This is a genomic window from Pseudomonas brassicacearum subsp. neoaurantiaca (assembly GCF_013608025.1).
Lineage (GTDB): Bacteria > Pseudomonadota > Gammaproteobacteria > Pseudomonadales > Pseudomonadaceae > Aquipseudomonas.
The window spans coordinates 120,110-144,237 of record NZ_VDLV01000008.1 but is presented as its reverse complement, the minus strand read 5'-3'; the positions used below and the strand labels follow the sequence as shown (position 1 = coordinate 144,237).

At 60.2% G+C, this 24,128-nt stretch carries 22 protein-coding genes; 10 read left to right on the top strand and 12 right to left on the bottom strand.

Annotated features, from left to right (window positions below; genetic code table 11):
- Window positions 1–37: 37 nt before the first annotated feature.
- The gene (locus FHK92_RS06130) at window positions 38–1,315 is read left to right on the top strand and encodes an acetyl-CoA C-acetyltransferase (RefSeq protein WP_181287292.1); all 1,278 of its coding nucleotides are present in this window, start codon (window positions 38–40) and stop codon (window positions 1,313–1,315) included.
- On the opposite strand, the gene FHK92_RS06125 is transcribed toward FHK92_RS06130, so the two are convergent.
- Window positions 1,302–2,330: a bile acid:sodium symporter family protein gene (locus FHK92_RS06125; protein WP_181287291.1), complete on the bottom strand. Its 1,029-nt coding sequence runs from the start codon at window positions 2,328–2,330 to the stop codon at window positions 1,302–1,304. The two genes, FHK92_RS06130 and FHK92_RS06125, sit on opposite strands and share 14 nt — an antisense overlap.
- 79 nt (window positions 2,331–2,409) lie before the next feature.
- Between FHK92_RS06125 and FHK92_RS06120 the strand changes: the two genes are divergently transcribed.
- Together FHK92_RS06120 and FHK92_RS06115 are read left to right on the top strand one after the other, a co-directional pair.
- Window positions 2,410–3,201 carry an AraC family transcriptional regulator gene (locus FHK92_RS06120; RefSeq protein ID WP_181287290.1) on the top strand — a complete coding sequence of 264 codons (792 nt, stop codon included), beginning with the start codon at window positions 2,410–2,412 and terminating at the stop codon, window positions 3,199–3,201.
- Window positions 3,202–3,410: 209 nt separating this feature from the next.
- On the top strand, window positions 3,411–4,304 hold the full coding sequence (locus FHK92_RS06115) for a PA4780 family RIO1-like protein kinase (protein WP_181287289.1): 894 nt from the start codon (window positions 3,411–3,413) through the stop codon (window positions 4,302–4,304).
- Window positions 4,305–4,484: 180 nt separating this feature from the next.
- Here the strand turns inward: FHK92_RS06115 and cueR are convergent, their stop codons facing one another.
- From cueR to FHK92_RS06100, 3 genes are all read right to left on the bottom strand, one after another.
- Window positions 4,485–4,883 (bottom strand): Cu(I)-responsive transcriptional regulator, encoded by a 399-nt coding sequence (gene cueR / locus FHK92_RS06110; RefSeq protein WP_181287288.1) that lies wholly within the window; start codon window positions 4,881–4,883, stop codon window positions 4,485–4,487.
- Window positions 4,880–7,273, bottom strand: a complete 2,394-nt coding sequence (locus FHK92_RS06105) for a heavy metal translocating P-type ATPase (protein ID WP_181287287.1) — start codon at window positions 7,271–7,273, stop codon at window positions 4,880–4,882. Before FHK92_RS06105 ends, cueR begins: the two co-directional genes overlap by 4 nt.
- 193 nt (window positions 7,274–7,466) lie before the next feature.
- Window positions 7,467–7,850, bottom strand: a complete 384-nt coding sequence (locus FHK92_RS06100; protein ID WP_181287286.1) for a hypothetical protein — start codon at window positions 7,848–7,850, stop codon at window positions 7,467–7,469.
- A gap of 147 nt (window positions 7,851–7,997) precedes the next feature.
- On the opposite strand from FHK92_RS06100, the gene FHK92_RS06095 reads away from it, so the two are divergent.
- Together FHK92_RS06095 and FHK92_RS06090 are read left to right on the top strand one after the other, a co-directional pair.
- Window positions 7,998–8,195 (top strand): heavy-metal-associated domain-containing protein, encoded by a 198-nt coding sequence (locus FHK92_RS06095; RefSeq protein WP_181287285.1) that lies wholly within the window; start codon window positions 7,998–8,000, stop codon window positions 8,193–8,195.
- Between the two features lie 95 nt (window positions 8,196–8,290).
- A complete protein-coding gene (locus tag FHK92_RS06090) occupies window positions 8,291–9,493 on the top strand; it encodes a multidrug effflux MFS transporter (protein ID WP_181287284.1) in 1,203 nt (400 codons plus the stop codon).
- Between the two features lies 1 nt (window position 9,494).
- Here FHK92_RS06090 and FHK92_RS06085 read toward each other — a convergent pair whose 3' ends face one another.
- Together FHK92_RS06085 and FHK92_RS06080 are read right to left on the bottom strand one after the other, a co-directional pair.
- Entirely contained in the window at window positions 9,495–9,665 is a 171-nt protein-coding gene (locus tag FHK92_RS06085; protein WP_181287283.1) for a hypothetical protein, read from the bottom strand.
- A 156-nt stretch (window positions 9,666–9,821) separates the two neighbouring features.
- Window positions 9,822–10,835: a zinc-binding alcohol dehydrogenase family protein gene (locus FHK92_RS06080; RefSeq protein WP_181287282.1), complete on the bottom strand. Its 1,014-nt coding sequence runs from the start codon at window positions 10,833–10,835 to the stop codon at window positions 9,822–9,824.
- Window positions 10,836–11,234: 399 nt separating this feature from the next.
- Between FHK92_RS06080 and FHK92_RS06075 the strand changes: the two genes are divergently transcribed.
- Both FHK92_RS06075 and FHK92_RS06070 read left to right on the top strand, forming a co-directional pair.
- Window positions 11,235–11,969 (top strand): ArsR/SmtB family transcription factor, encoded by a 735-nt coding sequence (locus tag FHK92_RS06075; protein WP_181287281.1) that lies wholly within the window; start codon window positions 11,235–11,237, stop codon window positions 11,967–11,969.
- A gap of 86 nt (window positions 11,970–12,055) precedes the next feature.
- Window positions 12,056–13,438: an MFS transporter gene (locus FHK92_RS06070; protein ID WP_181287280.1), complete on the top strand. Its 1,383-nt coding sequence runs from the start codon at window positions 12,056–12,058 to the stop codon at window positions 13,436–13,438.
- 117 nt (window positions 13,439–13,555) lie between these two features.
- Here FHK92_RS06070 and FHK92_RS06065 read toward each other — a convergent pair whose 3' ends face one another.
- The gene (locus FHK92_RS06065) at window positions 13,556–14,509 is read right to left on the bottom strand and encodes an adenosine deaminase (RefSeq protein WP_030138058.1); all 954 of its coding nucleotides are present in this window, start codon (window positions 14,507–14,509) and stop codon (window positions 13,556–13,558) included.
- 199 nt (window positions 14,510–14,708) lie between these two features.
- Here FHK92_RS06065 and FHK92_RS06060 point away from each other — a divergent pair, with 199 nt between their 5' ends.
- Window positions 14,709–15,800, top strand: a complete 1,092-nt coding sequence (locus tag FHK92_RS06060) for a calcium:proton antiporter (protein WP_181287279.1) — start codon at window positions 14,709–14,711, stop codon at window positions 15,798–15,800.
- Window positions 15,801–15,921: 121 nt separating this feature from the next.
- Here the strand turns inward: FHK92_RS06060 and FHK92_RS06055 are convergent, their stop codons facing one another.
- The 5 genes from FHK92_RS06055 to FHK92_RS06035 form a co-directional block, all read right to left on the bottom strand.
- Window positions 15,922–17,280 carry an 8-oxoguanine deaminase gene (locus tag FHK92_RS06055; RefSeq protein WP_181287278.1) on the bottom strand — a complete coding sequence of 453 codons (1,359 nt, stop codon included), beginning with the start codon at window positions 17,278–17,280 and terminating at the stop codon, window positions 15,922–15,924.
- Window positions 17,281–17,435: 155 nt separating this feature from the next.
- Window positions 17,436–18,122 carry an SDR family oxidoreductase gene (locus FHK92_RS06050; protein ID WP_181287277.1) on the bottom strand — a complete coding sequence of 229 codons (687 nt, stop codon included), beginning with the start codon at window positions 18,120–18,122 and terminating at the stop codon, window positions 17,436–17,438.
- A gap of 429 nt (window positions 18,123–18,551) precedes the next feature.
- Window positions 18,552–19,142 carry an IMPACT family protein gene (locus FHK92_RS06045; RefSeq protein ID WP_181287276.1) on the bottom strand — a complete coding sequence of 197 codons (591 nt, stop codon included), beginning with the start codon at window positions 19,140–19,142 and terminating at the stop codon, window positions 18,552–18,554.
- 6 nt (window positions 19,143–19,148) lie between these two features.
- Window positions 19,149–19,799 carry a TetR/AcrR family transcriptional regulator gene (locus FHK92_RS06040; protein WP_181287275.1) on the bottom strand — a complete coding sequence of 217 codons (651 nt, stop codon included), beginning with the start codon at window positions 19,797–19,799 and terminating at the stop codon, window positions 19,149–19,151.
- A gap of 105 nt (window positions 19,800–19,904) precedes the next feature.
- The gene (locus FHK92_RS06035; protein WP_181287274.1) at window positions 19,905–20,825 is read right to left on the bottom strand and encodes a LysR family transcriptional regulator; all 921 of its coding nucleotides are present in this window, start codon (window positions 20,823–20,825) and stop codon (window positions 19,905–19,907) included.
- Between the two features lie 122 nt (window positions 20,826–20,947).
- Between FHK92_RS06035 and FHK92_RS06030 the strand changes: the two genes are divergently transcribed.
- Entirely contained in the window at window positions 20,948–22,297 is a 1,350-nt protein-coding gene (locus FHK92_RS06030; protein WP_181287273.1) for an aspartate aminotransferase family protein, read from the top strand.
- A gap of 60 nt (window positions 22,298–22,357) precedes the next feature.
- A complete protein-coding gene (locus tag FHK92_RS06025; RefSeq protein WP_181287272.1) occupies window positions 22,358–23,851 on the top strand; it encodes a CoA-acylating methylmalonate-semialdehyde dehydrogenase in 1,494 nt (497 codons plus the stop codon).
- Window positions 23,852–24,128 lie beyond the last annotated feature (277 nt).

The following is a 24,128-nucleotide window of genomic DNA, read 5'->3' as shown; positions in this document are numbered from 1 at the left end:
TTAATTCGCACCTTTCGCGCATACAGGGGAGTTCTTCATGGCACAGCTACGCCGCGTTGCGATCATTGGTGGTAACCGCATTCCTTTCGCCCGTTCCAACGGGCCCTATGCCACCGCCAGCAACCAGGCGATGCTGACGGCCGCGCTTGAAGGTTTGATCGAGCGCTACAACCTGCACGGTGTGCACATCGGCGAAATGGCCGCCGGTGCGGTGCTTAAGTTTTCCCGGGACATGAACCTGACGCGCGAATGCGTGCTGGGCTCGCGCCTGTCGCCGAGCACACCTGCGTATGACGTACAACAGGCTTGCGGCACGGGTCTGGAAACCGTACTGCTCGTGGCCAATAAAATCGCCCTGGGCCAGATCGACAGCGCCATCGCCGGCGGCGTCGACACCACTTCCGACGCGCCTATCGCGGTCAATGAAGGGCTGCGCAAGATCCTGCTGCAAGCCAATCGGGCCAGGAACACCGCCGACAAGATCAAGACCTTCCTCCAGTTACGCCCTCGGCACCTGATCCCCGACCTGCCACGCATCAACGAACCGCGCACCGGCCTGAACATGGGCCAACACTGCGAATTGATGGCGCAGACCTGGCAGATTCCCAGGGAAGAACAGGATCAGTTGGCCTTGGAAAGTCATCAGAAAATGGCCGCTTCCTACGCCGAAGGTTGGCATAACGACTTGATGACGCCGTTTCTCGGCCTGACCCGCGATAACAACCTGCGTCCGGACCTGACCCTGGAAAAACTCGCCTCCCTCAAGCCAGCCTTCGAGAAAAGCGCCAAGGGGACGATGACGGCGGGTAACTCGACGCCGCTGACCGACGGCGCCTCGCTGGTGCTGTTGGGCAGTGAAGAATGGGCCAAGGCTCGCGGGCTGCCGATCCTGGCTTACTTGCGTGACGGTGAAACCGCTGCGGTGGATTTCGTCAACGGCGCCGAAGGCCTGCTGATGGCGCCGGTCTATGCCGTGCCGCGGTTGCTGGCACGCAATGGCCTGACGTTGCAGGATTTTGATTACTACGAAATCCACGAAGCATTCGCCGCCCAAGTGCTGTGCACGTTGAAGGCTTGGGAGGACCCCGACTACTGCAAGACCCGACTGGGTCTTGATGCGCCGCTGGGCGCCATCGACCGCAGCCGGTTGAATGTGAAAGGCAGTTCGCTGGCCGCCGGACATCCATTTGCCGCCACCGGCGGGCGCATCGTCGCCAACCTGGCGAAATTGCTGGACGCGGCGGGGAAGGGCCGGGGGCTCATATCCATCTGCGCCGCCGCCGGCCAAGGCGTCACGGTGATTATCGAGCGCTGACGATGGCCTCGTTTTGTCGAGCGACCTGGGCGCGCTGACGGCTGACGTACCGCTCGGCAAGGATCGAACAGACGATCAGTTGCAGTGGGTGATAGATCATGATCGGCAACAGGATCAGCCCAAGGCCGGGGTTGTTGCCAAAAATCAACGCCGCCATCGGCACCCCGGCGGCCAGGGATTTCTTGCTTGCGCAGAACACCGCGGCAATTTCATCGGCATTGCTGAACCGCAACGCACGCGCGGTGCGGGTGGTCATCCAGAGAATGATCGCCAGCAAAACCGCGCTGCCGAGCACGGCGCTGAACAGCACGCCATTGCCTTGTTGCTGCCAGATCCCCGAAACCATGGAATTGCAGAACGCCGCGTAGACCAGCAGCAGGATGACCAGTTTGTCGATGACGCTGGTGTAGCGCTTGTATCGGGCGAAAAAGCCGGCTAACCAACGCCGCAGGAACTGCCCGAGCACCAGCGGCAGCAACAGCATCAGGCACAGGTCGAGCAGTGTCGAGCCCAGGTCGATGCCGCCGGCACCGCTGCCCACCACGAAACTGACCAGCAGCGGTGTCAGGAAAATCCCCAGCACACTGGACAGGCTGGCGTTGAGAATCGCCGCCGGCACGTTGCCTCCCGCGCTGCCGGTCAGGGCCACCGATGAAGAGATGGTCGAAGGCAGGGCGCACAGATAAAAGAACCCCAGCATCAACAGCGACGGCACGTGGCTGCCCAACGTCCATTCGCTGATCAGCCAGATCAACGGAAACACTGCGAAGGTAAAACCTTGCACCATCAGGTGCAGCCGCGTGTTCCTCAGACCGTGGCGGATCTGTTCGCCGGACAGGTTGACCCCATGGAGGAAAAACACCACGAAGATACCGATGTTCACGACCCATTCCGCATGCATCGCGCCACCCGAGGCGCCAAAGCGGGGGAAGAAATACGCCAGCAGCGTGGCGAGCAACATGCCGCACAGGAACCAGTCGGTCACCATGCGTTTGAGGTGTCTGAAGATGTGCATAGGGCACCGCAAGTTGTAAGAGAAGTCGACTTAGCCTAACGTCGCTCAACACAGTCGTCTTGCGATATAAGGCCAATCAATGCCGACTAACGGACACCTGCAGCTTGAGCGACGCATTCCCGACCTGTCGGAACTGCCCCGGCCACTCTATGCCCGGGTTGAAAGCCTGAACGCGGGTTCGTGGACCCAGGCTCATCGTCACGATTGGGTGCAATTTTCCTACGCCATCAGCGGTGTGCTGGGCGTGCACACCGCCGAGGGTAGTTTCTTTGCGCCGCCGCAACGGGGCATCTGGATCCCGGCCGATCTTGAGCACCAGGTCGTGACGTCTACCCGCGCGGAAATGCGCAGTCTTTATGTACATCGCCAGGCTTGCCAGTGGGCCGAGGTGCGCTGTCGGGTCTTGGAAGTCACCCCGCTGGCGCGGGAGCTGATCAAGGTCTTCTGCCAATTTCCCGCCACCTATCCACAGGGCGATACTGAGGAGGCGCGCCTGGTCCAGGTGCTGCTGGATCAACTGGCAGCGCTGCCGGAAGTGGGTTTTTCCCTGCCACTGCCCCGACACGCGCGCCTGCTGGAGCTGTGCAGCGAGTTGATCGCACAGCCCGAAGCCAACGTGACGCTACACGCCTGGGCTGCCCGCTTGGGCACGTCGGAGAAAACCGTGATGCGATTGTTCCAGCGGGAAACCGGCCTGAGTTTTCGCGCCTGGCGCCAGCGCATGCGGCTGCTGTCTTCCCTGGGCTCACTGGAAAAGGGCGATAGCGTGACCAGCGCGGCGTTGTCCTGTGGCTATGATTCGACGTCAGCCTTTATTGCGGCATTCAAGGGCCTGTTCGGTTTTACCCCGGGCGAGTTGTTCAAGCACTGACCGGTGGTTTGCTCGCTTCGCCGAAGCCCGCCGGCGCTCTGAACGGCGTCATATCCAGTCTCGGTTATGATTTGGCTCGGCTGAGCTGATCCGGCACATTGTGTGCATTCAGGGTTCATAGGTCGGAACCCCTCCCCGTAAAGAGTGGATTGCCGTATAACGACCTGTCATTCGCGTGTTTGGTAATAAAGGACCCAGAATAAAAGCTGATGAAGACTCCAAAACGCATTGAACCCCTGATCGAGGACGGTCTGGTCGACGAGGTGCTGCGCCCTCTCATGAGTGGTAAAGAAGCAGCTGTTTATGTGGTGCGCTGCGGCAACGAGCTGCGTTGCGCCAAGGTCTACAAGGAGGCGAACAAGCGAAGTTTTCGCCAGGCGGCCGAATACCAGGAAGGTCGCAAGGTCCGTAACAGCCGCCAGGCCCGCGCGATGGCGAAAGGCTCGAAGTTCGGGCGCAAGGAAACCGAAGATGCCTGGCAGAACGCTGAAGTCGCTGCGCTGTTTCGGTTGGCTGGCGCTGGCGTTCGAGTACCCAAGCCTTACGACTTCCTGGAAGGCGTGCTGCTGATGGAGCTGGTGGCCGACGAATATGGCGATGCCGCGCCGCGCCTGAACGATGTGGTGCTGGAGCCGGATCAGGCTCGTGAGTACCACGCCTATCTGATTTCCCAGATCGTCTTGATGCTGTGTACCGGTCTGGTGCATGGCGACCTGTCGGAGTTCAACGTCCTGCTCACGCCGACAGGCCCGGTCATCATCGATTTGCCGCAAGCGGTGGATGCTGCGGGCAACAACCACGCCTTCAGCATGCTGGAGCGGGACGTTGGCAACATGGCGTCCTACTTCGGTCGGTTTGCGCCGGAGCTGAAACGCACCCGCTACGCCAAGGAGATGTGGGCGTTGTATGAAGCCGGCACCTTGCATCCGGGCAGTGTGTTGACCGGAGAGTTCGACGAGCCGGAAGAGTTGGCGGATGTTGGCGGGATCATGCGCGAGATCGAGGCCGCGCGCCTGGACGAGGAACGACGCCAAGCTGTACGCGCTGCCGATGATGCGCCGCCAGGCAAGACCGAGGAACCGCCTCCGCCTTGGATGCAGTGATCGGTTGACCAGAAACCCGGCCCAGGCCGGGTTTTTTAATGGCCAGCCCCAGCCTGTGGGGAAGCTCAACCCTGTGGGAGCGAGCTTGCTCGCGATAGCGGTGGATCAGCTTGCATCGATGTCGAAGGGGCTGCCGTCATCGCGAGCAAGCTCGCTCCCACACGGCCGCAATGATGAACTTTAATTACAGCATCCCGACGCCAACTCCTTGAGAATCGGGCAGTCGGGACGATGATCGCCCTGGCAATGTTCCACCAGCTCCTGAAGGGTGTCGCGCAGTTCCGCCAGTTCGCGGATTTTCTGGTTCAACTCGTCGATATGTTGTCGAGCGAGCGCCTTGACGTCGGCGCTGGCGCGTTCGCGGTCTTGCCAGAGCGCCAGCAACTTACCGACTTCCTCCAATGAAAAGCCCAGGTCCCGGGAGCGCTTGATGAACGCCAGCGTATGCAAGTCATCGCCGCTGTAGATGCGGTAGCCGCTGTCGGTGCGATGCGCCGCCCTGAGCAGGCCGATGGATTCGTAATACCGGATCATCTTCGCGCTAAGGCCGCTCTGGCGGGCCGCTTGGCCGATGTTCATCGCTTGTCCTCCAAGTGCTTGGGTGTCCAGAACTTCAACAATAATGCATTGCTCACCACGCTGACGCTGGACAGCGCCATCGCTGCGCCGGCCAGTACCGGATTGAGCCAGCCGAAGGCTGCCAGCGGGATGCCGATCAGGTTGTAGACGAAGGCCCAGAAAAGATTCTGGCGGATCTTTGCGTAGGTCTTGCGACTGATATCCAATGCCGCCGGCACCAGCCGAGGATCACCGCGCATCAGCGTGATGCCGGCGGCGTGCATCGCCACGTCCGTGCCGCCGCCCATGGCAATGCCGATATCAGCGGCGGCCAGCGCTGGGGCGTCATTGATGCCGTCGCCGACCATGGCCACCACGGCGTTCTTTTTCAATGCTTGGACAATGGCGGATTTATCAGCCGGCAACACTTGCGCGTGGACATTGGCGATCCCCAGCGCTTGAGCGACCACCTGGGCACTCCCACGGTTGTCCCCGGTGAGCAAGTGGCTGGCGATATGGCGTTGATTCAACGCCTGCACGGCGGCGCTGGCGCCGGGCTTCAGGGTATCGCCAAAGGCGAACAGCCCCAGGACCCGAGGAGTGGCGCCTTGTTCGATCAACCAGGACAGGGTTCGGCCTTCGGCTTCCCAGGCTTGCGCCGATTGTTCCAGCGAACCGGGCGTCAGGCCCAGCTCCTCCAGCAGACGTTGATTACCCAAGGCCAGGCGGCGTCCGTCGAGGCTGCCGGAAATGCCGCGCCCTGTCAGGGACTGACTATCGCTGATGGCCGGTACGGTCAAGCCATGCTCCGTGCAGGCGTCCAGCACCGCTTTGGCCAAGGGATGCTCGCTGCCGCGTTGCAAGGCACCGGCCAAGCTCAGCAGGGTTTCTTCGTTTCCATCGAGGGCGGCCAGATGAGCGATGCGCGGCGTTCCGGACGTCAGGGTCCCGGTCTTGTCGAAGACCACCGTGCTGACTTCATGAGCGCGCTCCAACGCCTCGGCATCCTTGATCAGAATTCCATGGCGGGCGGCCACGCCGGTACCGGCCATGATCGCCGTCGGCGTCGCCAGGCCCAGGGCGCATGGGCAGGCGATCACCAGCACGGCGACCGCATTGATCAACGCGGTTTCCAGCGGTGCCCCGTACAGCCACCAGCCAATCAACGTGGCGAGGGCCAGGATCAATACGACCGGCACGAATACCTGGCTGACTTTATCCACCAGCTTCTGGATGGGCGCCTTGGCTGCCTGGGCGTCTTCCACCAGGCGGATAATGCGCGCCAGGACCGTCTCGGCGCCCAGGGCCTGGGTGCGCACCAGTAAGCGGCCTTCACCGTTGATCGCGCCGCCGGTGACTTTATCGCCGGGCTGCTTGGGCACGGGCAGGCTTTCGCCGCTGATCAGCGCCTCGTCGGCATGGCTCTGGCCTTCGATCACCTCTCCGTCCACCGGGAAACGTTCGCCGGGCTTGACCAACACCAGGTCATCCAAGCGCAGGGCGCTGATGGCGACGTCCCGTTCTTCGCCGTCAATCACTTGGATTGCACGCTCCGGCCGCAAGGCTTCGAGGGCGCGAATGGCGCTGGCGGTTTGTCGTTTGGCGCGGCTTTCCAGATATTTGCCAAGCAATACCAGGGCGATCACCACGGCCGAGGCTTCGAAATACAAGTGCGGCATGCTGCCGGGCTGGGCAATCGCCCATTCGTAGAGGCTCAAGCCATAGCCGGCGCTGGTTCCCAGGGCGACCAGCAGGTCCATGTTCCCGGCTCCGGCGCGAACTGCCTTGAAAGCCGCGACGTAAAAACGCGCCCCGAAAATGAACTGCACCGGCGTCGCCAACGCGAATTGCACCCAGGCTGGGAGCATCCAGTGGACGCCGAACGGCTGCAACAGCATCGGCAGGACCAGCGGGATGGACAGCAGGATCGCCATCAGCAAGGCCAGCCGCTCGCGGTGCAGGTGATCGGTTTGGTTTTTTTCAGGCGTCTCGGCCTGCCACACACCGGCGTCGTAGCCGGCGCGCTTGACCGCATCGATGAGTGTTTGTGGATCAACGTGTCCGAGCAGTTCGAGGTGCGCCCGCTCGTTGGCGAGGTTGACGCTGACTCGGTTCACTCCGGCGATTTTACCCAGCGCCCGTTCGATACGACCGACACAGGACGCGCAGGTCATGCCTTCAATGCTCAGCTCCATGGTTTGGACAGGGACGCTGTAGCCGGCCTGTTCAACGGCTCGCATCAGCGCCGGCAGGCTGTCCGCCGGGGCCTGGATTCGTGCCTGTTCGGTCGCCAGGTTCACGCTGACGGCGCTGGCACCGGTGACTTTGCTCAACGCTCGCTCGACCCGTCCGGCGCAGCTGGCGCAGGTCATGCCGGAGATTGGCAGATCGAAGGTAGTGGATTCGGACATGGGTCAGGCTCCCTGTAGTGGATGACTACAGGTTCAACCTTGCCATGCTGGCAAGGTCAAGCGCCATCGAGAAATCAGAAACAATCATGTGGGAGCGAGCTTGCTCGCGATAGCGGTGTACCCGTCAACAGATCTGTCGGCTGATCTATCGCTATCGCGAGCAAGCTCGCTCCCACAGGGGGCAACCAGAAGCTCAGTAACCGAGCCCAGCCTGCTTGAGGTACATGCCTTGGTCATTCATCGCGATGCGGTATTTCAGAACGTCGCCGGCCTTGAGCGTAATCTCCTGCGACCCGGGGGCGAGCATGCCTGGATTGCAACCTGGCGCCTGGCCGGGTAGCAACTTCAGCCGCAAGGAGAACCGGCCCGGCGGCAGATTGAAGGACGTGCTGTCCTCTTGAAACAGCCGGGCGGTGAGTTGGTCCTGGATATAAATGCCGATTTCGCAGGATGTCGCCACTTCCAGGCGCTCGCGGGAAATGATCAGCACGCCGTAGTCTTCGCCGGCCGCCGATGCCTGGGGGACTACTGCTGAAAAACCGAGCATGCAAAACAGGCTGAACGCTGACCAGCGCATGGCTGAACCTCCGGTGTGAAATCTTTGATAAGTGCAGCTTGGCCGAGCGCGGCGCCGATTGCCAGCCCGGCAGTTTATGGCAAAACTTGACCTTGCCATGATGGCAAGCTTGAAACTGCGGGCAACCCAATCCCAAGGAGTCATTTCATGCAAATCTTCAACGTTCAGGGCATGTCTTGCGGACATTGCGTCAAGGCCATCACCCAAGCGCTCCACGCCAAGGATTCGCAAGCCGAGGTTGAGATTGATCTCGGCAGCAAGACCGTCAAGGTCGAAAGTGCGTTGCCGACCGATACCCTGATCGCGGCAATCAAGGAGGAGGGGTACGAAGTCAGTCCTGCCTGAAGTTTTTTAATCGTTAGCGACCTATCGGAATGTTCAAGCGTGCGCGGCCCGGCTAGACTGTTGGGCTGCCGACTGACGCTTGAACTGGACGCCTGATGAACCTTCGTACCATTCTGATTCTTGGCGCCTTGAGCGCTTTCGGTCCCTTGGCGATCGATTTCTATTTGCCCGCCTTCCCGGCGATGGCCACGGCCTTTGGCACCGACGAAAAACATATCCAATTGACCTTGGCGGCGTATTTTCTAGGGCTGTCCCTCGGACAGTTGGCCTATGGGCCGGTGGCGGATCGCTTTGGGCGGCGCATCCCGCTGCTGACGGGGGTCGGCTTGTTTACCGTGGCGTCCTTGGCCTGCGCCTATGCGCCGAGCCTCGAATGGCTGATCGGCGCCCGCTTCGTCCAGGCCCTGGGCGGTTGTGCCGGGATGGTGATCTCGCGGGCAGTGGTCAGCGACAAATGCGACGCGGTGGGTTCGGCCAAGGTGTTCTCGCAGTTGATGCTGGTGATGGGGCTGGCGCCAATCCTTGCACCGATGCTGGGCGGCTTGCTTGTGAACCTGTACGGGTGGCAATCGATATTCGTGGGCCTGACGTTATTCAGCGCACTGGCAGCCACCGCGGTTGCCTTGTGGCTGCCGGAAAGCCTGCCGGATCATGTGCCCCGCCAACCGTTATCCGGCGCGTTGCGCCAATACGGTCGTCTTCTGACAGACTCGGTCTTCCTCGGTCATGCCCTGACGGGAGGCATCGCGATCGCCGGGATGTTCGCCTACATCGCGGGTTCACCGTTCGTCTTCATCAAGCTCTACGGCGTCCCCGCTGAGCATTTCGGCTGGCTGTTCGGCACGAACGCGGCGGGTTTCATACTCGTGGCTCAGGTCAATGCCCGGCTGTTGTCCAAGCGCGGCCCGGCATTCCTGCTGGCGCGTGCGGTATGGGTGTATTGGCTTGCCGGGCTCAGTCTGTTGGCCGTCAGCGCCTTGCAGCCGGAGCGCTTATGGCCGTTGTTGATTCCGTTGTTCATCTGCATCGCCAGCCTGGGTTGCATCATTCCCAATGCCTCGGCCTGCGCCATGAACGGGCAGGGCGCCCGGGCGGGGAGTGCTTCGGCCATGTTGGGATGCCTGCAGTTTTCCGTCGCCGCAGGGGCCGCTGCGCTGGTGGCGGCATTGCATGACGGCACGGCCGTGCCGATGGCAATCGTCATCAGCCTGTGTGGGTTATTGGTGGTGAGCGCCGCGATGCTGACCCGCCGTTTGCAAAACGCCCGGGCGCTTGCTCAGGCGGGTCGGCAGGAATGATTCATCCAGCCGCGCGCTGCTGATATTCGGGGAAATGATGCGGTGCGTGAATACGCGCTTGCAGGGTGGTGGCGAAAGCCTGGGCTTCGGCCTCGGTGCGAAAAGTCACGACGTGCTGGTCAAGGCGCACTTGCCATTGCGATTTTGCCACTTCTTTTATCAGGATCTTCATTGCTGACCTCCTCACGTAAAAGACTGCGTTGCAAAGGCCTCGAGTGTAGACCGGAATGCAAGCGCAATTGTGACAACGGTCAATTGTCGGACTGACGGTGCAGCTTTTTTGTGACGAGGGAGCAAATCCCTCGCCACGATCGACAAGCCAGGTTGATCAGAACCCTTCGAGCACGATCTTGCCCTTGGCCTTTCCACTTTCAAGCAAGGCGTGAGCCCGGCGCAGGTTGGCGGCATTGATGGTGCCGAAGTGCTCGCCAACCGTTGTCTTCAGCGTGCCTGCGTCGATCAGCTCGGCTACGCGATTGAGCAGTTTATGCTGCTCAAGCATGTCAGCCGTCTCGAACAGGGAACGGGTGTACATGAACTCCCAATGCAACGACAGGCTCTTGCGCTTGAGCTTGGTCACGTCCAGCGACTTTGGATCATCGATCAGCGCCAGTTTGCCTTGCGGTGCCAGGGCCTCGACCAGTTGATCCAGATGCTGGTCGGTCTGGGTCAGGCTGGCCACGTGGGTCACTTGGGGCTGGCCCGCTTTGTTGAGTGCTTCGCTCAGTGGCTGGCTGTGGTCGATCACTAGATCGGCACCCAGGCCGCGCACCCATTCCTGCGTCTGCGGCCGGGAGGCGGTGCCAATCACTTTCAAGCCGGTGAGCTGGCTGGCCAGTTGCGTCAGGATCGAACCCACGCCACCGGCGGCGCCGACGATCAGCAGGCTTTGCTCCTGGTTGCTCTGGCCTTCCTTTATTTGCAGGCGATCGAAGAGCAATTCCCAAGCGGTGATGGCGGTCAGCGGCAGCGCGGCCGCTTCGGCGAAACCGAGGGTCTTCGGCATGTGGCCAACGATGCGTTCATCCACCACATGCAATTCGCTATTGCCGCCTGCCCGGGCAATCGAGCCTGCGTAGAACACCTTGTCACCGGCCTTGAACAAAGTGACTTCGCTGCCCACTGCCTTGACTACGCCGGCCACGTCCCAGCCCAGCACCTTGGCGGCTCCCCCTTCGGGCTGCACGTTCTGGCGGACCTTGGTGTCGACAGGGTTGACGGAAATGGCTTTGACTTCCACGAGCAGATCCCGAGGGCCGGCGATGGGGGCGGGCAGGTCGATGTCCTGCAGCGATGTTGGATCGGTGATGGACAACGATTGGTAATACGCGATGGCTTTCATGAGGTGGCTCCGTGAATGAATTCGATGGCGCCCATGTTTAGCTATTGATGGCCTGGATGAAAGCGCCTGTAACAACAGGCTCTTTCAATGATTTTTTGATAATCAAAGGCGCTGTTTTCGCTCAAGGGACGTTACCGGGCAATAGTCGCTGGCAAATAGAGATTTTTCCCTCAGGAACTATCGCCTCCAAAGGTTTCCGGAGGACAGGAAACCGTGAGCCACACGCTTATACTAGCGGCCGCACGTATCGGCGCGGTTTCAACGGTGCTGGGTCCTGCCGACTCCGCTGATACATGGCTGCGGCACAAGCCGGCATGCCGTTCGTCCGGGCGGTACCTGAGGTCCGGGGCCAATATGCCTCCAGAGCGATAGACGAATGATTCAACAGGGAGTGAATACATGGAACATGCACCTTGCATCAGCCAGATCGCCACGCTGCTGGCTGACCCCAAGCGCAGCGCAATGATGTGGGCATTAATGGACGGTACGGCCCGACAGGCTGATGAGTTGGCATTGCTGGCCGGATTATCGCCATCCTCGGCCAACGCCCATCTCGGGCGGTTGTGCTCCGGTGGGCTGTTGAAGGTCGAGACCCGGGGCCGCAAACGGTTTTTTCGCCTGGCAGCCCCCGAGATCGGTGCCGCTGTCGAGGCCTTGGCGAGCGCAACCCTGGCAAGTACACCGCGCCAGGTTCCAGAGGTTCTCAAACGCGGTCTCATGCCGACCAAAGCGCCGACGGCCCCCGTCTCGCTAATGCGGGCAAGGCTTTGCGATGATCATCTGGGCGGCATGTTGGCGGCGGATCTGTATCAGCGACTGTTGGATTCCGGTTGGCTCGAGCAATGCGAGCAGCGAGTGATCGTTACCCACAAGGGCTCTAACGAGTTCGCCGGGCGCGGCTTGTTCATCCAGGCACTGGCCCATCGCAACGCTCGCACCGCGTGCGCCTGCCCCGACTGGAGTGAGCGTCGCCCACACCTGGGGGGCGCCTTGGGGGCCGGATTGCTGCAACTTTTCATGCAATCGGGCTGGCTGAGCTTGCCTAATGATTCCAGGGCGTTGCAGGTGACGGCTCTAGGTCAGCAGGAAATTCATCGTTTCGCCAGGCAGGAAGACTTGGAAATGGCGCTCTAGCGCTAAGACAGGTCGTAATCAGCAATCGTCGCCGGCGCGGTTCGCGCACACTCGGTCCGGGGATCTATCGGATTGGGGGAAGGTAAATGGACACTCACGTCTACAGCGCGGCTGAGCGCCTGGAACGGCTGCCCATCAGCGGCTATCACCGGGTCATTTTCATCATCATTGCCCTGGCGTTTTTCTTTGACTCCATGGACTTGGCCATGATGACGTTCCTGCTGGGCTCGATCAAAACCGAGTTTGGCCTGAGCACCGCCCAGGCCGGGTTGCTGGCCAGTTCCAGCTTCTTCGGCATGGTGCTGGGGGCGTCGCTGTCAGGCATGCTGGCCGATCGTTTCGGCCGCAAGCCGGTGTTCCAGTGGAGCATCGTGTTGTGGGGGCTTGCCAGTTATCTGTGCTCCACCGCTCAGGACATCGAAGCACTGATACTGTTTCGCATACTGCTGGGCATCGGCATGGGCATGGAGTTTCCGATTGCCCAATCCATGCTTTCGGAGCTGATCCCGGCAAAGCGTCGCGGGCGCTACATTGCGTTGATGGACGGCTTCTGGCCCTTGGGTTTCGTGGCTGCCGGTGTGCTGTCGTACTTCTTGCTGCCGGTGGTCGGCTGGCGTGACATCTTCCTGGTGCTGGCGGTGCCGGCCGTTTTTGTCCTGGTGATTCGCTTTTTCATCCCGGAGTCACCGCGTTGGCTTGAACAGGCCGGGCGAGGCGATGAAGCGGATGCCGTGCTTCAACGGATCGAAGAGAAGGTCCGGGCCTCGCTGGGACGTCAGGAACTGCCCGAGCCAATCCGTCTGCCGAAACTGGCGACCCAACCGGGCAATTTTTTTTCCGCCCTGGTGCAGATCTGGTCTCCTCTATATCGCCAACGCACGATGATGATCTGGAGCGTCTGGTTCTTTGCGTTGCTTGGGTTCTATGGCTTGACGTCCTGGCTCAGTGCGTTGCTGCAGCAATCCGGGTTCGCGGTGACGCAGTCGGTCTATTACACCGTGCTGATTTCCCTGGGCGGGATTCCCGGTTTCCTGATGGCGGCCTGGCTGGTGGAGCGCTGGGGGCGCAAGCCGGTATGCGTCATCACTCTGCTCGGTGGTGGGGGCATGGCGTTCCTGTATGGCCAGAGCGCGGTATTTGGCGGCAACGTTGGCCTGCTGGTCGGCACCGGACTGCTGATGCAGTTCTTCCTGTTCGGCATGTGGGCAGTGCTCTACACCTATACGCCTGAGTTGTACCCCACCTCGGCGCGGGCCACGGGATCAGGCTTTGCCTCGGCGGTCGGTCGCATCGGTTCGCTGCTGGGCCCCCTGGTCACCGGGCTGGTTTTTCCCATCACCGGCCAGGGTGGCGTGTTCGCCCTGGGTGCCTTGTGCTTTGCCGTGGCGGCGGGCGTGGTCTGGCTGTTTGGAATGGAGACGCGAGGCAAGACGCTGGAGGAGCTAAGCGAAGCGAGCGTCGCTGACTAAACACATCCCTTGTGGGAGCGAGCTTGCTCGCGATAGCGGTCCGACATTCAACATTAATGCTGACTGATCAATCGCCTTCGCGAGCAGGCTCGCTCCCACATGGGGGCATCACCGGGCTTAAGGTTTTACCAGCCGCGCATCCAGGCTGTTTTGCGCAAGCCGCTTGGCCTGGTCCTGGGTCATGCCCAGATGTGTGTGCAATGCGTGGAAGTTCTCGGTGACGTAGCCGCCGAAATAGGCAGGATCATCGGAGTTCACCGTGACCTTCACACCGCGCTCGAGCATGTCGAGGATGTTGTGCTGAGACATGTCGTCGAATACGCACAGCTTGGTGTTGGACAGCGGGCACACCGTCAGCGGAATCTGCTCGTCAATGATTCGTTGCATCAACCGCTCATCTTCGATGGCGCGCACACCATGATCGATGCGCTGGATCTTCAGCAGGTCGAGGGCTTCCCAGATGTACTCGGGCGGGCCTTCCTCACCCGCGTGGGCGACGGTCAGGAAGCCTTCGTTGCGAGCGCGGTCGAATACCCGCTGGAATTTGCTCGGTGGATGGCCCATTTCGGAACTGTCCAGGCCGACGGCGACGAATGCGTCGCGGAACGGCAGTGCCTGGTCGAGAGTTTTTTCGGCTTGTTCCTCGCTAAGGTGACGCAGGAAACTCAGGATCAGGCCGCTGGTAATACCCAGTTGCTGCTCACCGTCCTTGAGCGCGGCGGCGATGCCGTTGAGCACCACTTCGAATGGAATCCCGCGATCGGTGTGCGTCTGCGGATCGAAGAACGGTTCGGTGTGGATCACGTTCTGCGCCTTGCAGCGCAGCAGGTAAGCCCAGGTCAGGTCATAAAAATCCTGGGAAGTGCGCAGCACATCGGCGCCTTGGTAATAGAGGTCGAGAAATTCTTGCAGATTGTTGAAGGCGTAGGCTTGGCGCAGGGTGTCCACGTCATTCCACGGCAGGGCGATCTTGTTGCGTTCAGCCAGGGCGAACAGCAGTTCGGGCTCCAGCGAACCTTCCAGGTGCAGATGCAGTTCGGCCTTGGGCAAGGCGTTCAGCCAGTCGTACATGTTCTTTTCTCATCAGCGAATCGATGGCGGCATTCTACAGGGGCGGGCGCCGATGTCTGAGTAAAACCTGACCGGCTGATCCACTACGACCTCGTCCCGGCAATAATCTTCGAGCAACGGATACGCCACATTCGGACGAAACGTTCCCGGTCCGTCACAGTCTAGTAGCTCATGACCCGTCCATGGTTATAGGCTCACGATGCTCTCGTTGATCAAGCAAGAAAAACTGCTTTTGCTGGCCCTGCTCGCCGCGTTCGCCGCTTACCCGCTCGAGCATTGGCTGCTGGGCAGCGGGCAGCTCGTTGCGTTGGTTGGCGGCTTGGTGCTGATTGGTTTTATCGTCGCAGCCTCCATGCGTGTTGCCCATCACGCGGAATTGCTCGCGGAAAAAGTGGGCGATCCCTACGGCACCATGATCCTGACTTTGTCGGCGGTGCTGGTGGAGGTGGTGATCCTGGCGATCATGATGAGCAACGAGGCGTCGCCGACCCTGGTACGCGACACGATTTATTCGGCGGTCATGCTCGACATCAACGGTATTCTCGGCCTCGCGGCGCTGATGGGCGGGCTCAAGCATGGCGAGCAGGTTTACAACGACGATTCGGCGCGGACCTACAGTGTGATGATCCTCACCGCCATGGGGGTATCGATGGTGGTGCCGGAGTTCATTCCTCGGGAAAGCTGGAAAACCTATTCGGCGTTTACCATCGGCGCGATGATGGTGCTGTATGCCCTGTTCCTGCGCATGCAAGTGGGGCCCCACAGTTATTTCTTCAGCTACAGCTACCCGGAAAAACGCCGCAGGAAAGAGCCGGTGGAAACCGAGCCAAAACCCATCAGCCTGGCCTTTTCCATCGGTGCGCTGGTGTTTGGTGTGATCGTGATCGGTGCGCTCGCCGAGATCATGTCCAAGGCCATCGACTTGGGGCTGGAGGGCTCAGGCGCCCCACCGGTTGTCACGGCGATCCTGGTGGCGGCCATCTCCGCCGCGCCGGAAATTCTCACTGCGCTGCGGGCAGCCCTGGCCAATCGCATGCAGTCGGTGGTCAATATCGCGCTGGGGGCGTCGCTGTCCACCGTGATCCTGACCGTGCCGGTGATGGAGGCGATGGCACTCTACACCGGCCAGCCATTCCAGATGGCAATGACCCCGGTGCAGACGGTGATGATCTTCATCACCTTGATCGTCAGCGCCATCAACCTCAACGACGGCGAAACCAACGCCATCGAGGGCATGACCCACTTCGTGTTGTTTTCGACGTTTGTGATGTTGTCGTTGCTGGGTCTTTAATTTTTCATAGTTCCTGTGGGAGCGAGCTTGCTCGCGATAGCGCCGGGTCAGTCAACATCAATGTTGAATGTCAGGCCGATATCGCGAGCAAGCTCGCTCCCACAGCGGGATTAGTGGCGCGTCAGATTCCCGCGATCAACTCCCGCGCCGCCTGGCTGTGATCGGCGATCAACCCTTTCAGATCCAGGCCCTCGACCTGTCCGTCGATTACTCGCCATTCACCGGCGATCATCACCCGATCCGCCCGATCCGCCCCGCACAGCAGCAGGGCCGAGATCGGGTCGTGGCTGCCGGAGAAGCGCAACTCATCGAGCTTGAACAGCGCCAGGTCGGCCTGTTTGCCCACCGCCAGTTCGCCGATGTCGCTGCGTCCCAGCAGCTGCGCCGACCCTCGTGTTGCCCAGCCCAACACCCGTTCCGGGGTGATCGCTTGGGCGCCATAGCGCAGGCGTTGGATGTACAGCGCCTGGCGGGTTTCAAGGATCATGTTCGAAGCGTCGTTGGACGCCGAGCCGTCCACGCCCAGGCCAAGCGGTGCGCCGGCGGCCGTCAATTCAAGCGTAGGGCAAATGCCGGAGGCCAGGCGCATGTTCGAACTCGGGCAGTGGCAGATGCCGGTACCGGCGGCGCCGAGGCGGCTGATCTCATCCGGGTTGAAGTGAATGCCGTGGGCCAGCCAGGTGCGAGGGCCGAGCCAACCGACACTGTCCAGGTAGTCCACGGTGCGCAGGCCGAATCGCTGCAGGCAGAAATCTTCTTCATCGAGGGTTTCGGCGAGGTGTGTGTGCAGGCGTACATCGAGCTCTTCGGCGAGCTCGGCGCTGGCGCTCATGATTTCGGTCGTGACCGAAAACGGTGAACACGGCGCCAGGGCAATCTGGATTTGCGCACCCGCACCGCGTTCATGGTATTGAGCGATCAGCCGCTGGCTGTCGTCGAGAATCACTTGTCCCTGCTGCACGGTCTGCTGCGGCGGCAAGCCTCCGTCGGCCTCGCCAAGGCTCATCGAACCGCGGGTCAACATCGCGCGCATGCCTAGCTCGCGGACGCTTTGCACTTGCACGTCGATCGCGTTTTCCAGCCCTTGCGGAAACAGGTAGTGGTGGTCAGCCGCCGTCGTGCAGCCCGACAGCAACAGCTCGGTGAGTGCCACTTTGCTGGCCAGGGCGAGCTTTTCCGGAGTGAGTCGCGCCCATATCGGGTAAAGCGTCTTCAGCCATGGGAACAGCGGCTGATTGACCACAGGCGCCCAGGCGCGGGTCAGGGTCTGGTAGAAATGATGATGGGTGTTGATCAGTCCTGGCAGGATGACGTGCTCGCGGGCATCGAAAATATTGTCGCACGGCCGGGCAGGTTGCTGGCCGACTCCCAGCAGCTCGACGATCACGCCGTCCTGCAGCACCAGGCCACCACGGGCATCGAGATCGTTGGCGGTAAAAATGGCGAGGGGGTTTTTCAACCAGGTACGGGTCGCAGGCATGGTGGCCGGCTCCTCTGAAAATGGGTTCAGGTTAGCCAGCTCAGTGATGCCCTGTCTGCTGATCCAGGGGCGCCGTGGAGGGCGCGGTTTGGAGTTTACTCAGGTTGCCGGACGCATTTCCAGTGCCCAGTTAAGTTCTACTGTGGGAGCGGTGTTTACCAGGGAATCGTCTCGCCTCTGTAATTGACGAAGTGATGCCCGCCCTTGCCGGCGAAGGCATTGACCTGATCGATCAGTCCGCGGGTGCTGGTCTCCACATCGATTTGCGCATCTTCCCCGCCCATATCGGTTTTCACCCAACCCGGATGCAGCGACAACACGGTCAATGACTGCCCGTCCAATTGGCTGACAAAACTGTTGGTCATCGAATTGAGCGCGGCTTTGCTTGCCTTATACAGCGCCAGTTCCGGCGCGTCGGGCATGGTGACGCTGCCCAGCACGGAACTCATGAAGGCCAATACGCCGCTGCCTTCGCGGATTTGCCCGACGAAACGCTGAGCCAGGTTGATCGGGGCCACAGCGTTGGTGAAAAACAACTGGCCGACCTCCGCCAGCGTCGCGCCGCCCGGGCTCTGGTTCGCGGGGCCCTTGACGCCTGCATTGACGAAAAGCAGATCAAAGGTTTCGCCTTTGAGCTGCTGGCTCAGGGCGATGACGGCTTGCTGGTCGTCCATGTCGAGCTTCTCGACGCGTACCGGACCCAGCGCTTTCAAGGTCTCTGCACCTTGCGGGTTGCGCACGGTGGCGGTTACCTGCCAGCCATCACTCAGAAGCGTCTTCACCAAGCCAAGGCCCAGGCCTCGGGACGCGCCGATGATCAATGCTTTTTTTGCCGAATTCATGAGTGCTTCCTTGAGAAGAAAAAGTCACGGATTTAATGGACAGCGTTTCTTGAGCCGTTGTTTCAACGTGCGACGCCACGCGTCGGATTTGCCCATGCTGGCCCGTAACGCCTGGTTAAAAAATGAACAAGCGGCTGCGAGGCATGCTGCTCTTGGGGATGCCGTAGCCATGAACGGGTTATCCACAGGTTGCTCCACAGTAATTGTGTGCAAGCTTTATCGTCAGGCATAAGCCCTGTGCGGCTTTCTCCTAAAGGTGATAAAGCGCCGCAACCATTTGTTTTTGGTGTGGATTTGGACAATCTTGATTTCCCTGTACGAAAGATGAGCAAACCTCTGAAAGCCGCATGACAGAAGGGTTACAGCACGATGCGCCCAGGTTATCCACAAGCGGGTGCACAGCGCATGTGGGCAAGTCGAGGACATACATCATGGGGTTTCACGCTCCAGGCGTATCTGCCCGCGACTCAGGTCGGCCAGCCGCGCCTGCAAGGTTTCGATGTGTTCTTCGCCCACCGCTAATTGAAGTTCCACACCATTGGCAGTGAAGCGCTCGGCATTCACCACGCCAGCGCATTCGGCTGTGCGCAGTTTTACAAGGGCCAGCTCCGCGAACCCGCAAACACAGTGCAGCGACACGCGGCTGATCAATTCAACTTTCTCAGCGTTTTGCAGGCATTTGTTTGCTCCGCCGCCGTAGGCCCGGGCCAACCCACCGGTACCCAGTTGGATTCCGCCGTACCAGCGAATGACCAGCACTACGACCTGGTCGCAGGCCTGGGCCTGGATGGCTGCCAGGATCGGACGCCCGGCAGTCCCGCCCGGTTCGCCATCGTCGCTGCTGCGATATTGGTCACCGAGTTTCCATGCCCAGCAATTGTGGGTGGCATCGAGGTCGCTGTGCTGCTCGATAAAGGCCTGGGCTTCGGCAGGGCTGGTGATGGGCGCGGCGAGGGTAATGAAACGGCTTTTGCGAATCTCTTCACGGTATTCGCAAAATCCGACGAGGGTATAAGGCATGTAATCCTAGAGGTCCGGTGTCAGGCCGCAGCCTTTGAGAATGATACGGATGAGGTTGTCGCCGGCGTCGATCATGTCTTGCTTGGTCAGCCTGCTGCGACCGGTCACGCGGCAGATCTGGGTGGCGAAGTCAGCATAATGCTGGGTGCTGCCCCAGAGCAGGAAGATGAGGTGCTCTGGATCGACCGGGTCCATTTTGCCCGCATCGATCCAGGCCTGGAAAACAGCCGCCCGGCCCTTGAACCAAGTGCGATAGTCCTGGTTGAAATACTCGCTTAGGCACTCGCCACCGCTGATCACTTCCATGGCAAAGATCCGCGACGCCTGGGGTTGGCGGCGCGAGAACTCCATTTTGGCGCGAATATACCGGGTCAATGCTTCTGCCGGATCGTCGTTGGCTGTCAGGGAATTGAACGTGCTGTCCCATAACTCGATGATGTTGCTCAGCACCGCCACATAGAGCCCGAGCTTGTTGGTGAAGTAGTAATGCAAGTTCGCCTTGGGCAATCCGGCCTTCAAGGCGATGGTATTCATGCTGGTGCCCTTGAAACCGTGACGGGCAAACTCATCCTCGGCGGCCCTGAGGATGGTCTCTTCGTTCTGTTGACGAATGCGGCCGGTAGGCTTGCCACCATGGGCGGGAACTTCAAAGGTCATGGACATTTCCGGGCTGGGTCTGTGGGGGCGGGCAAATGCGTTCATAGCGCACCGGCGCCGATCCGACAAGTGGTACGGCTATAAAAGCCATGCGGTGGCGGAGAATCAGCGTGTTGCCGCCAGGCTTTCGAGAAAACTTTCCAGCACCAAGTGCGGACGACGTCCCTTTCGCGTGACCGACGCCAGGCTCAGGTCGTAGAAGCGCGCCAAGGGCTTGAGGGCTCGCAACCGTCCTTGCTGAACCCAGAGATTGGCATAGTGGTCCGGCAGATAACCGATATAACGGCCGGTCAGGATCAGGAACGCCATGCCTTCGCGATCGGATGCGCTGGCGGTGCAGTTCAGCGCCTGGTAATGGGCCTGGATGTCGGCCGGCAAACGGAACGTCGGCGCGATGGCGTCCTGGCTATTAAGGCGGGCGTCTTCCAGTTGCTGGTCATCTACATAAAACAGCGGGTGCCCTACGGCGCAATACAGCAGTGAACGTTCACTGTAGAGCGGTTGGTATTCAAGCCCGGAAAGCGCACTGGCCTGGGGAACCACGCCGACATGCAGGCGACCATCCAGCACGCCTTGCTCGACTTCGTTGGGGGCGATCATGCGAATCTGGATCTGCACGTCCGGCCCGCGTTCTTTCAACTGGGCCAATGCGTGGGTGATGCGCATGTGGGGCAGGGTGACCAGGTTGTCCGTCAAGCCGATGGTCAGTTCACCGCGCAGATGTTGGTGAAGACCGTTCACCTCGGTGCGGAAACTTTCCAGCGCACTTAATAGTTGCAGGGCAGATTGATAGACCTCACGGCCTTCTTCGGTCAGTGAAAAACCCGCACGGCCACGCTGGCACAAGCGCAGCCCAAGGCGTTGTTCAAGATCGTTCATCTGCTGGCTGATGGCCGAGCGGCCGATGCCAAGCACCGTTTCGGCGGCTGAAAAACCACCGCATTCCACCACGCTGCGAAAGATCCGCAGCAAGCGGATATCGAAGTCGCTGACTTGGGCCAGCGGATCGGGACGACGAACGCTCATAGTTTAGTGATCCGCTGACTGAAGGTTAGAAAAGCTGGATTTCACCGACTTTATCGTCGTGGCAACTTAGCCGCAAGAACGCTTCTGATTTCATATCGCTTATGTCTTGCGAGGTTTTGTCGATGAACATGCCCGAACACGCTGTCGGTTCCCTGGCCAGCCAGCTCAAGCTGGATGCCCACTGGATGCCTTACACGGCCAATCGCAATTTCCAACGCGACCCCCGGCTGATCGTCGCCGCCGAAGGCAGTTGGCTGACGGACGACAAGGGGCGCAAGGTCTACGATTCGCTGTCGGGATTGTGGACATGCGGCGCCGGGCACACCCGCAAAGAAATCCAGGAAGCGGTCGCCAAGCAATTGGGCACCCTCGATTACTCGCCGGGTTTCCAATACGGTCATCCGCTGTCGTTTCAGTTGGCGGAAAAAATCACCGGCCTGACCCCGGGCAACCTCAACCATGTGTTCTTTACCGACTCAGGGTCCGAATGCGCCGATACCGCTGTGAAGATGGTTCGCGCTTACTGGCGCCTCAAGGGGCAGGCCACCAAGACCAAGATGATCGGCCGGGCCCGCGGTTATCACGGCGTGAACATCGCCGGCACCAGCCTGGGCGGCGTCAGCGGTAACCGCAAGTTGTTCGGCCAGGCCATGATGGATGTCGATCATTTGCCCCACACCCTGCTTGCTGGCAATGCGTTCTCCCGTGGCATGCCGAAGGAGGGTGGCATCGCCTTGGCCGATGAACTGTTGAAGCTGATCGAACTGCACGACGCTTCGAATATCGCCGCGGTGTTTGTCGAACCTATGGCAGGGTCCGCCGGGGTCCTGGTGCCGCCAGAGGGATATCTCAAGCGCCTGCGGGAAATCTGCGATCAGCACAACATCCTGCTGGTATTTGACGAAGTGATTACGGGTTTTGGTCGTACCGGTTCGATGTTTGGCGCTGACAGTTTCGGTGTGACGCCGGACCTGATGTGTATCGCCAAGCAAGTCACGAATGGCGCGATTCCGATGGGGGCAGTGATTGCCAGTTCCGAAATCTATCAGACCTTCATGAGCCAGCCGACGCCCGAGTACGCGGTGGAATTTCCCCATGGCTATACGTATTCGGCGCATCCGGTGGCGTGCGCGGCAGGCTTGGCGGCCCTGGACCTGTTGCAGAAAGAAAACCTGGTACAGAGCGTGGCCGAAGTCGCGCCGCATTTTGAAAACGCCTTGCATGGTTTGAAGGGCTCGAAAAACGTCATCGACATTCGCAACTTTGGTCTTGCTGGCGCGATCCAGATTGCACCGCGCGATGGCGACGCGATCGTTCGCCCATTCGAGGCGGGCATGGCGCTGTGGAAGGCTGGGTTCTATGTGCGATTCGGCGGTGACACGCTGCAGTTCGGGCCAACGTTCAACAGCAAGCCGCAGGACCTTGATCGACTGTTCGATGCGGTTGGCGAAGTGCTGAACAAAGTCGACTGATTCCTCTTCATATAAGGACGCCCCTTTGGGCGTCCGGTGACCGATTTGTCTGGAGCCCCCATGAGCCTCATCCCCCATTTGATCAACGGCGAACTGTTGAACGACAGCGCGCGCACCGCCGATGTGTTCAACCCCTCCACCGGACAGGCGATCCATAAGGTGCCGTTGGCGGATCGGGCAACCATTCAACACGCCATTGACGCTGCGAAGGCGGCTTTTCCGGCCTGGCGCAATACGCCGGCGGCGAAGCGCGCCCAGGTCATGTTTCGTTTCAAGCAGTTGCTGGAGCAGAACGAGTCGCGCATCGCACAGTTGATCAGCGAAGAACATGGCAAGACTCTGGAAGATGCCGCCGGTGAGCTCAAGCGCGGTATTGAAAACGTCGAGTTTGCCTGTGCCGCGCCGGAAATCCTGAAGGGCGAATACAGTCGCAACGTAGGACCCAATATTGACGCTTGGTCAGACTTCCAGCCTTTGGGTGTCGTGGCGGGTATCACGCCGTTCAACTTCCCGGCGATGGTGCCGTTGTGGATGTATCCACTGGCTATCGTCTGTGGCAACTGCTTCATCCTCAAGCCTTCCGAGCGCGATCCGAGTTCGACATTGTTGATCGCCCAGTTGTTGCTGGAAGTCGGTTTGCCCAAGGGTGTGTTGAGCGTGGTCCACGGTGACAAGACGGCGGTGGACGCATTGATCGAGGCACCGGAAGTGAAAGCGCTGAGTTTTGTCGGATCGACGCCGATTGCCGAATACATCTATGCCGAGGGTACTCGCCGCGGTAAGCGTGTGCAGGCATTGGGTGGGGCGAAGAACCATGCGGTGCTGATGCCTGATGCTGACCTGGACAACGCCGTCAGCGCGTTGATGGGCGCCGCGTACGGTTCGTGCGGCGAACGTTGCATGGCGATTTCGGTGGCGGTGTGTGTCGGTGATCAGGTGGCGGATGCGCTGGTGGCCAAGTTGGTGCCTCAGATCAAGGCACTGAAGATTGGTGCGGGGACTTCGTGTGGGCTGGACATGGGGCCGCTTGTTACTGGCCAGCATCGCGACAAGGTCAGTGGCTATATAGAAGACGGCGTATCAGCGGGGGCCTCGCTGATTGTCGACGGTCGCGGCTTGAGTGTGGCCGGGCATGAGGAAGGTTTTTTCCTGGGCGGCTGTCTGTTCGATCGCGTGACACCCGAGATGCGCATCTATAAAGAAGAAATCTTCGGGCCGGTACTGTGTATTGTCCGGGTCAACAGCTTGGAAGAGGCGATGCAACTGATCAACGATCACGAGTATGGCAACGGCACCTGCATCTTTACCCGTGACGGCGAGGCTGCGCGGTTGTTCTGTGATGAGATTGAAGTCGGCATGGTAGGCGTCAACGTTCCATTGCCAGTGCCTGTTGCTTATCACAGCTTTGGCGGTTGGAAGCGTTCGCTGTTTGGCGACCTGCATGCCTACGGCCCGGATGGAGTGCGCTTCTACACCCGTCGCAAGGCGATTACCCAGCGCTGGCCGCAGCGTGCAAGCCATGAGGCTTCACAGTTCGCATTCCCCAGTCTGTAATTGATAAATGAAGAAGCCGGCGCCCTTGGGTGTCGGCTTCTGCGTTTACAGGGGCTTTTTGACTGATATGACAGAATTATGAAAATAACGGTTGACGGCAGATTCTGGATGTCTATAATTCGCCCCACTTCCGGCGCAGTCGAAACGGAAAACTCCTTGAGTTTCAATGAGTTAAGTAGGTTTCGATAGGTCAGGTGCTTCAGTTCATCGAAGCGCTGAAGGAGTTGATAGAGCGGTGTTGTTTGGCTCTATCGGCGATTCGATCTTCTCGGTCGAA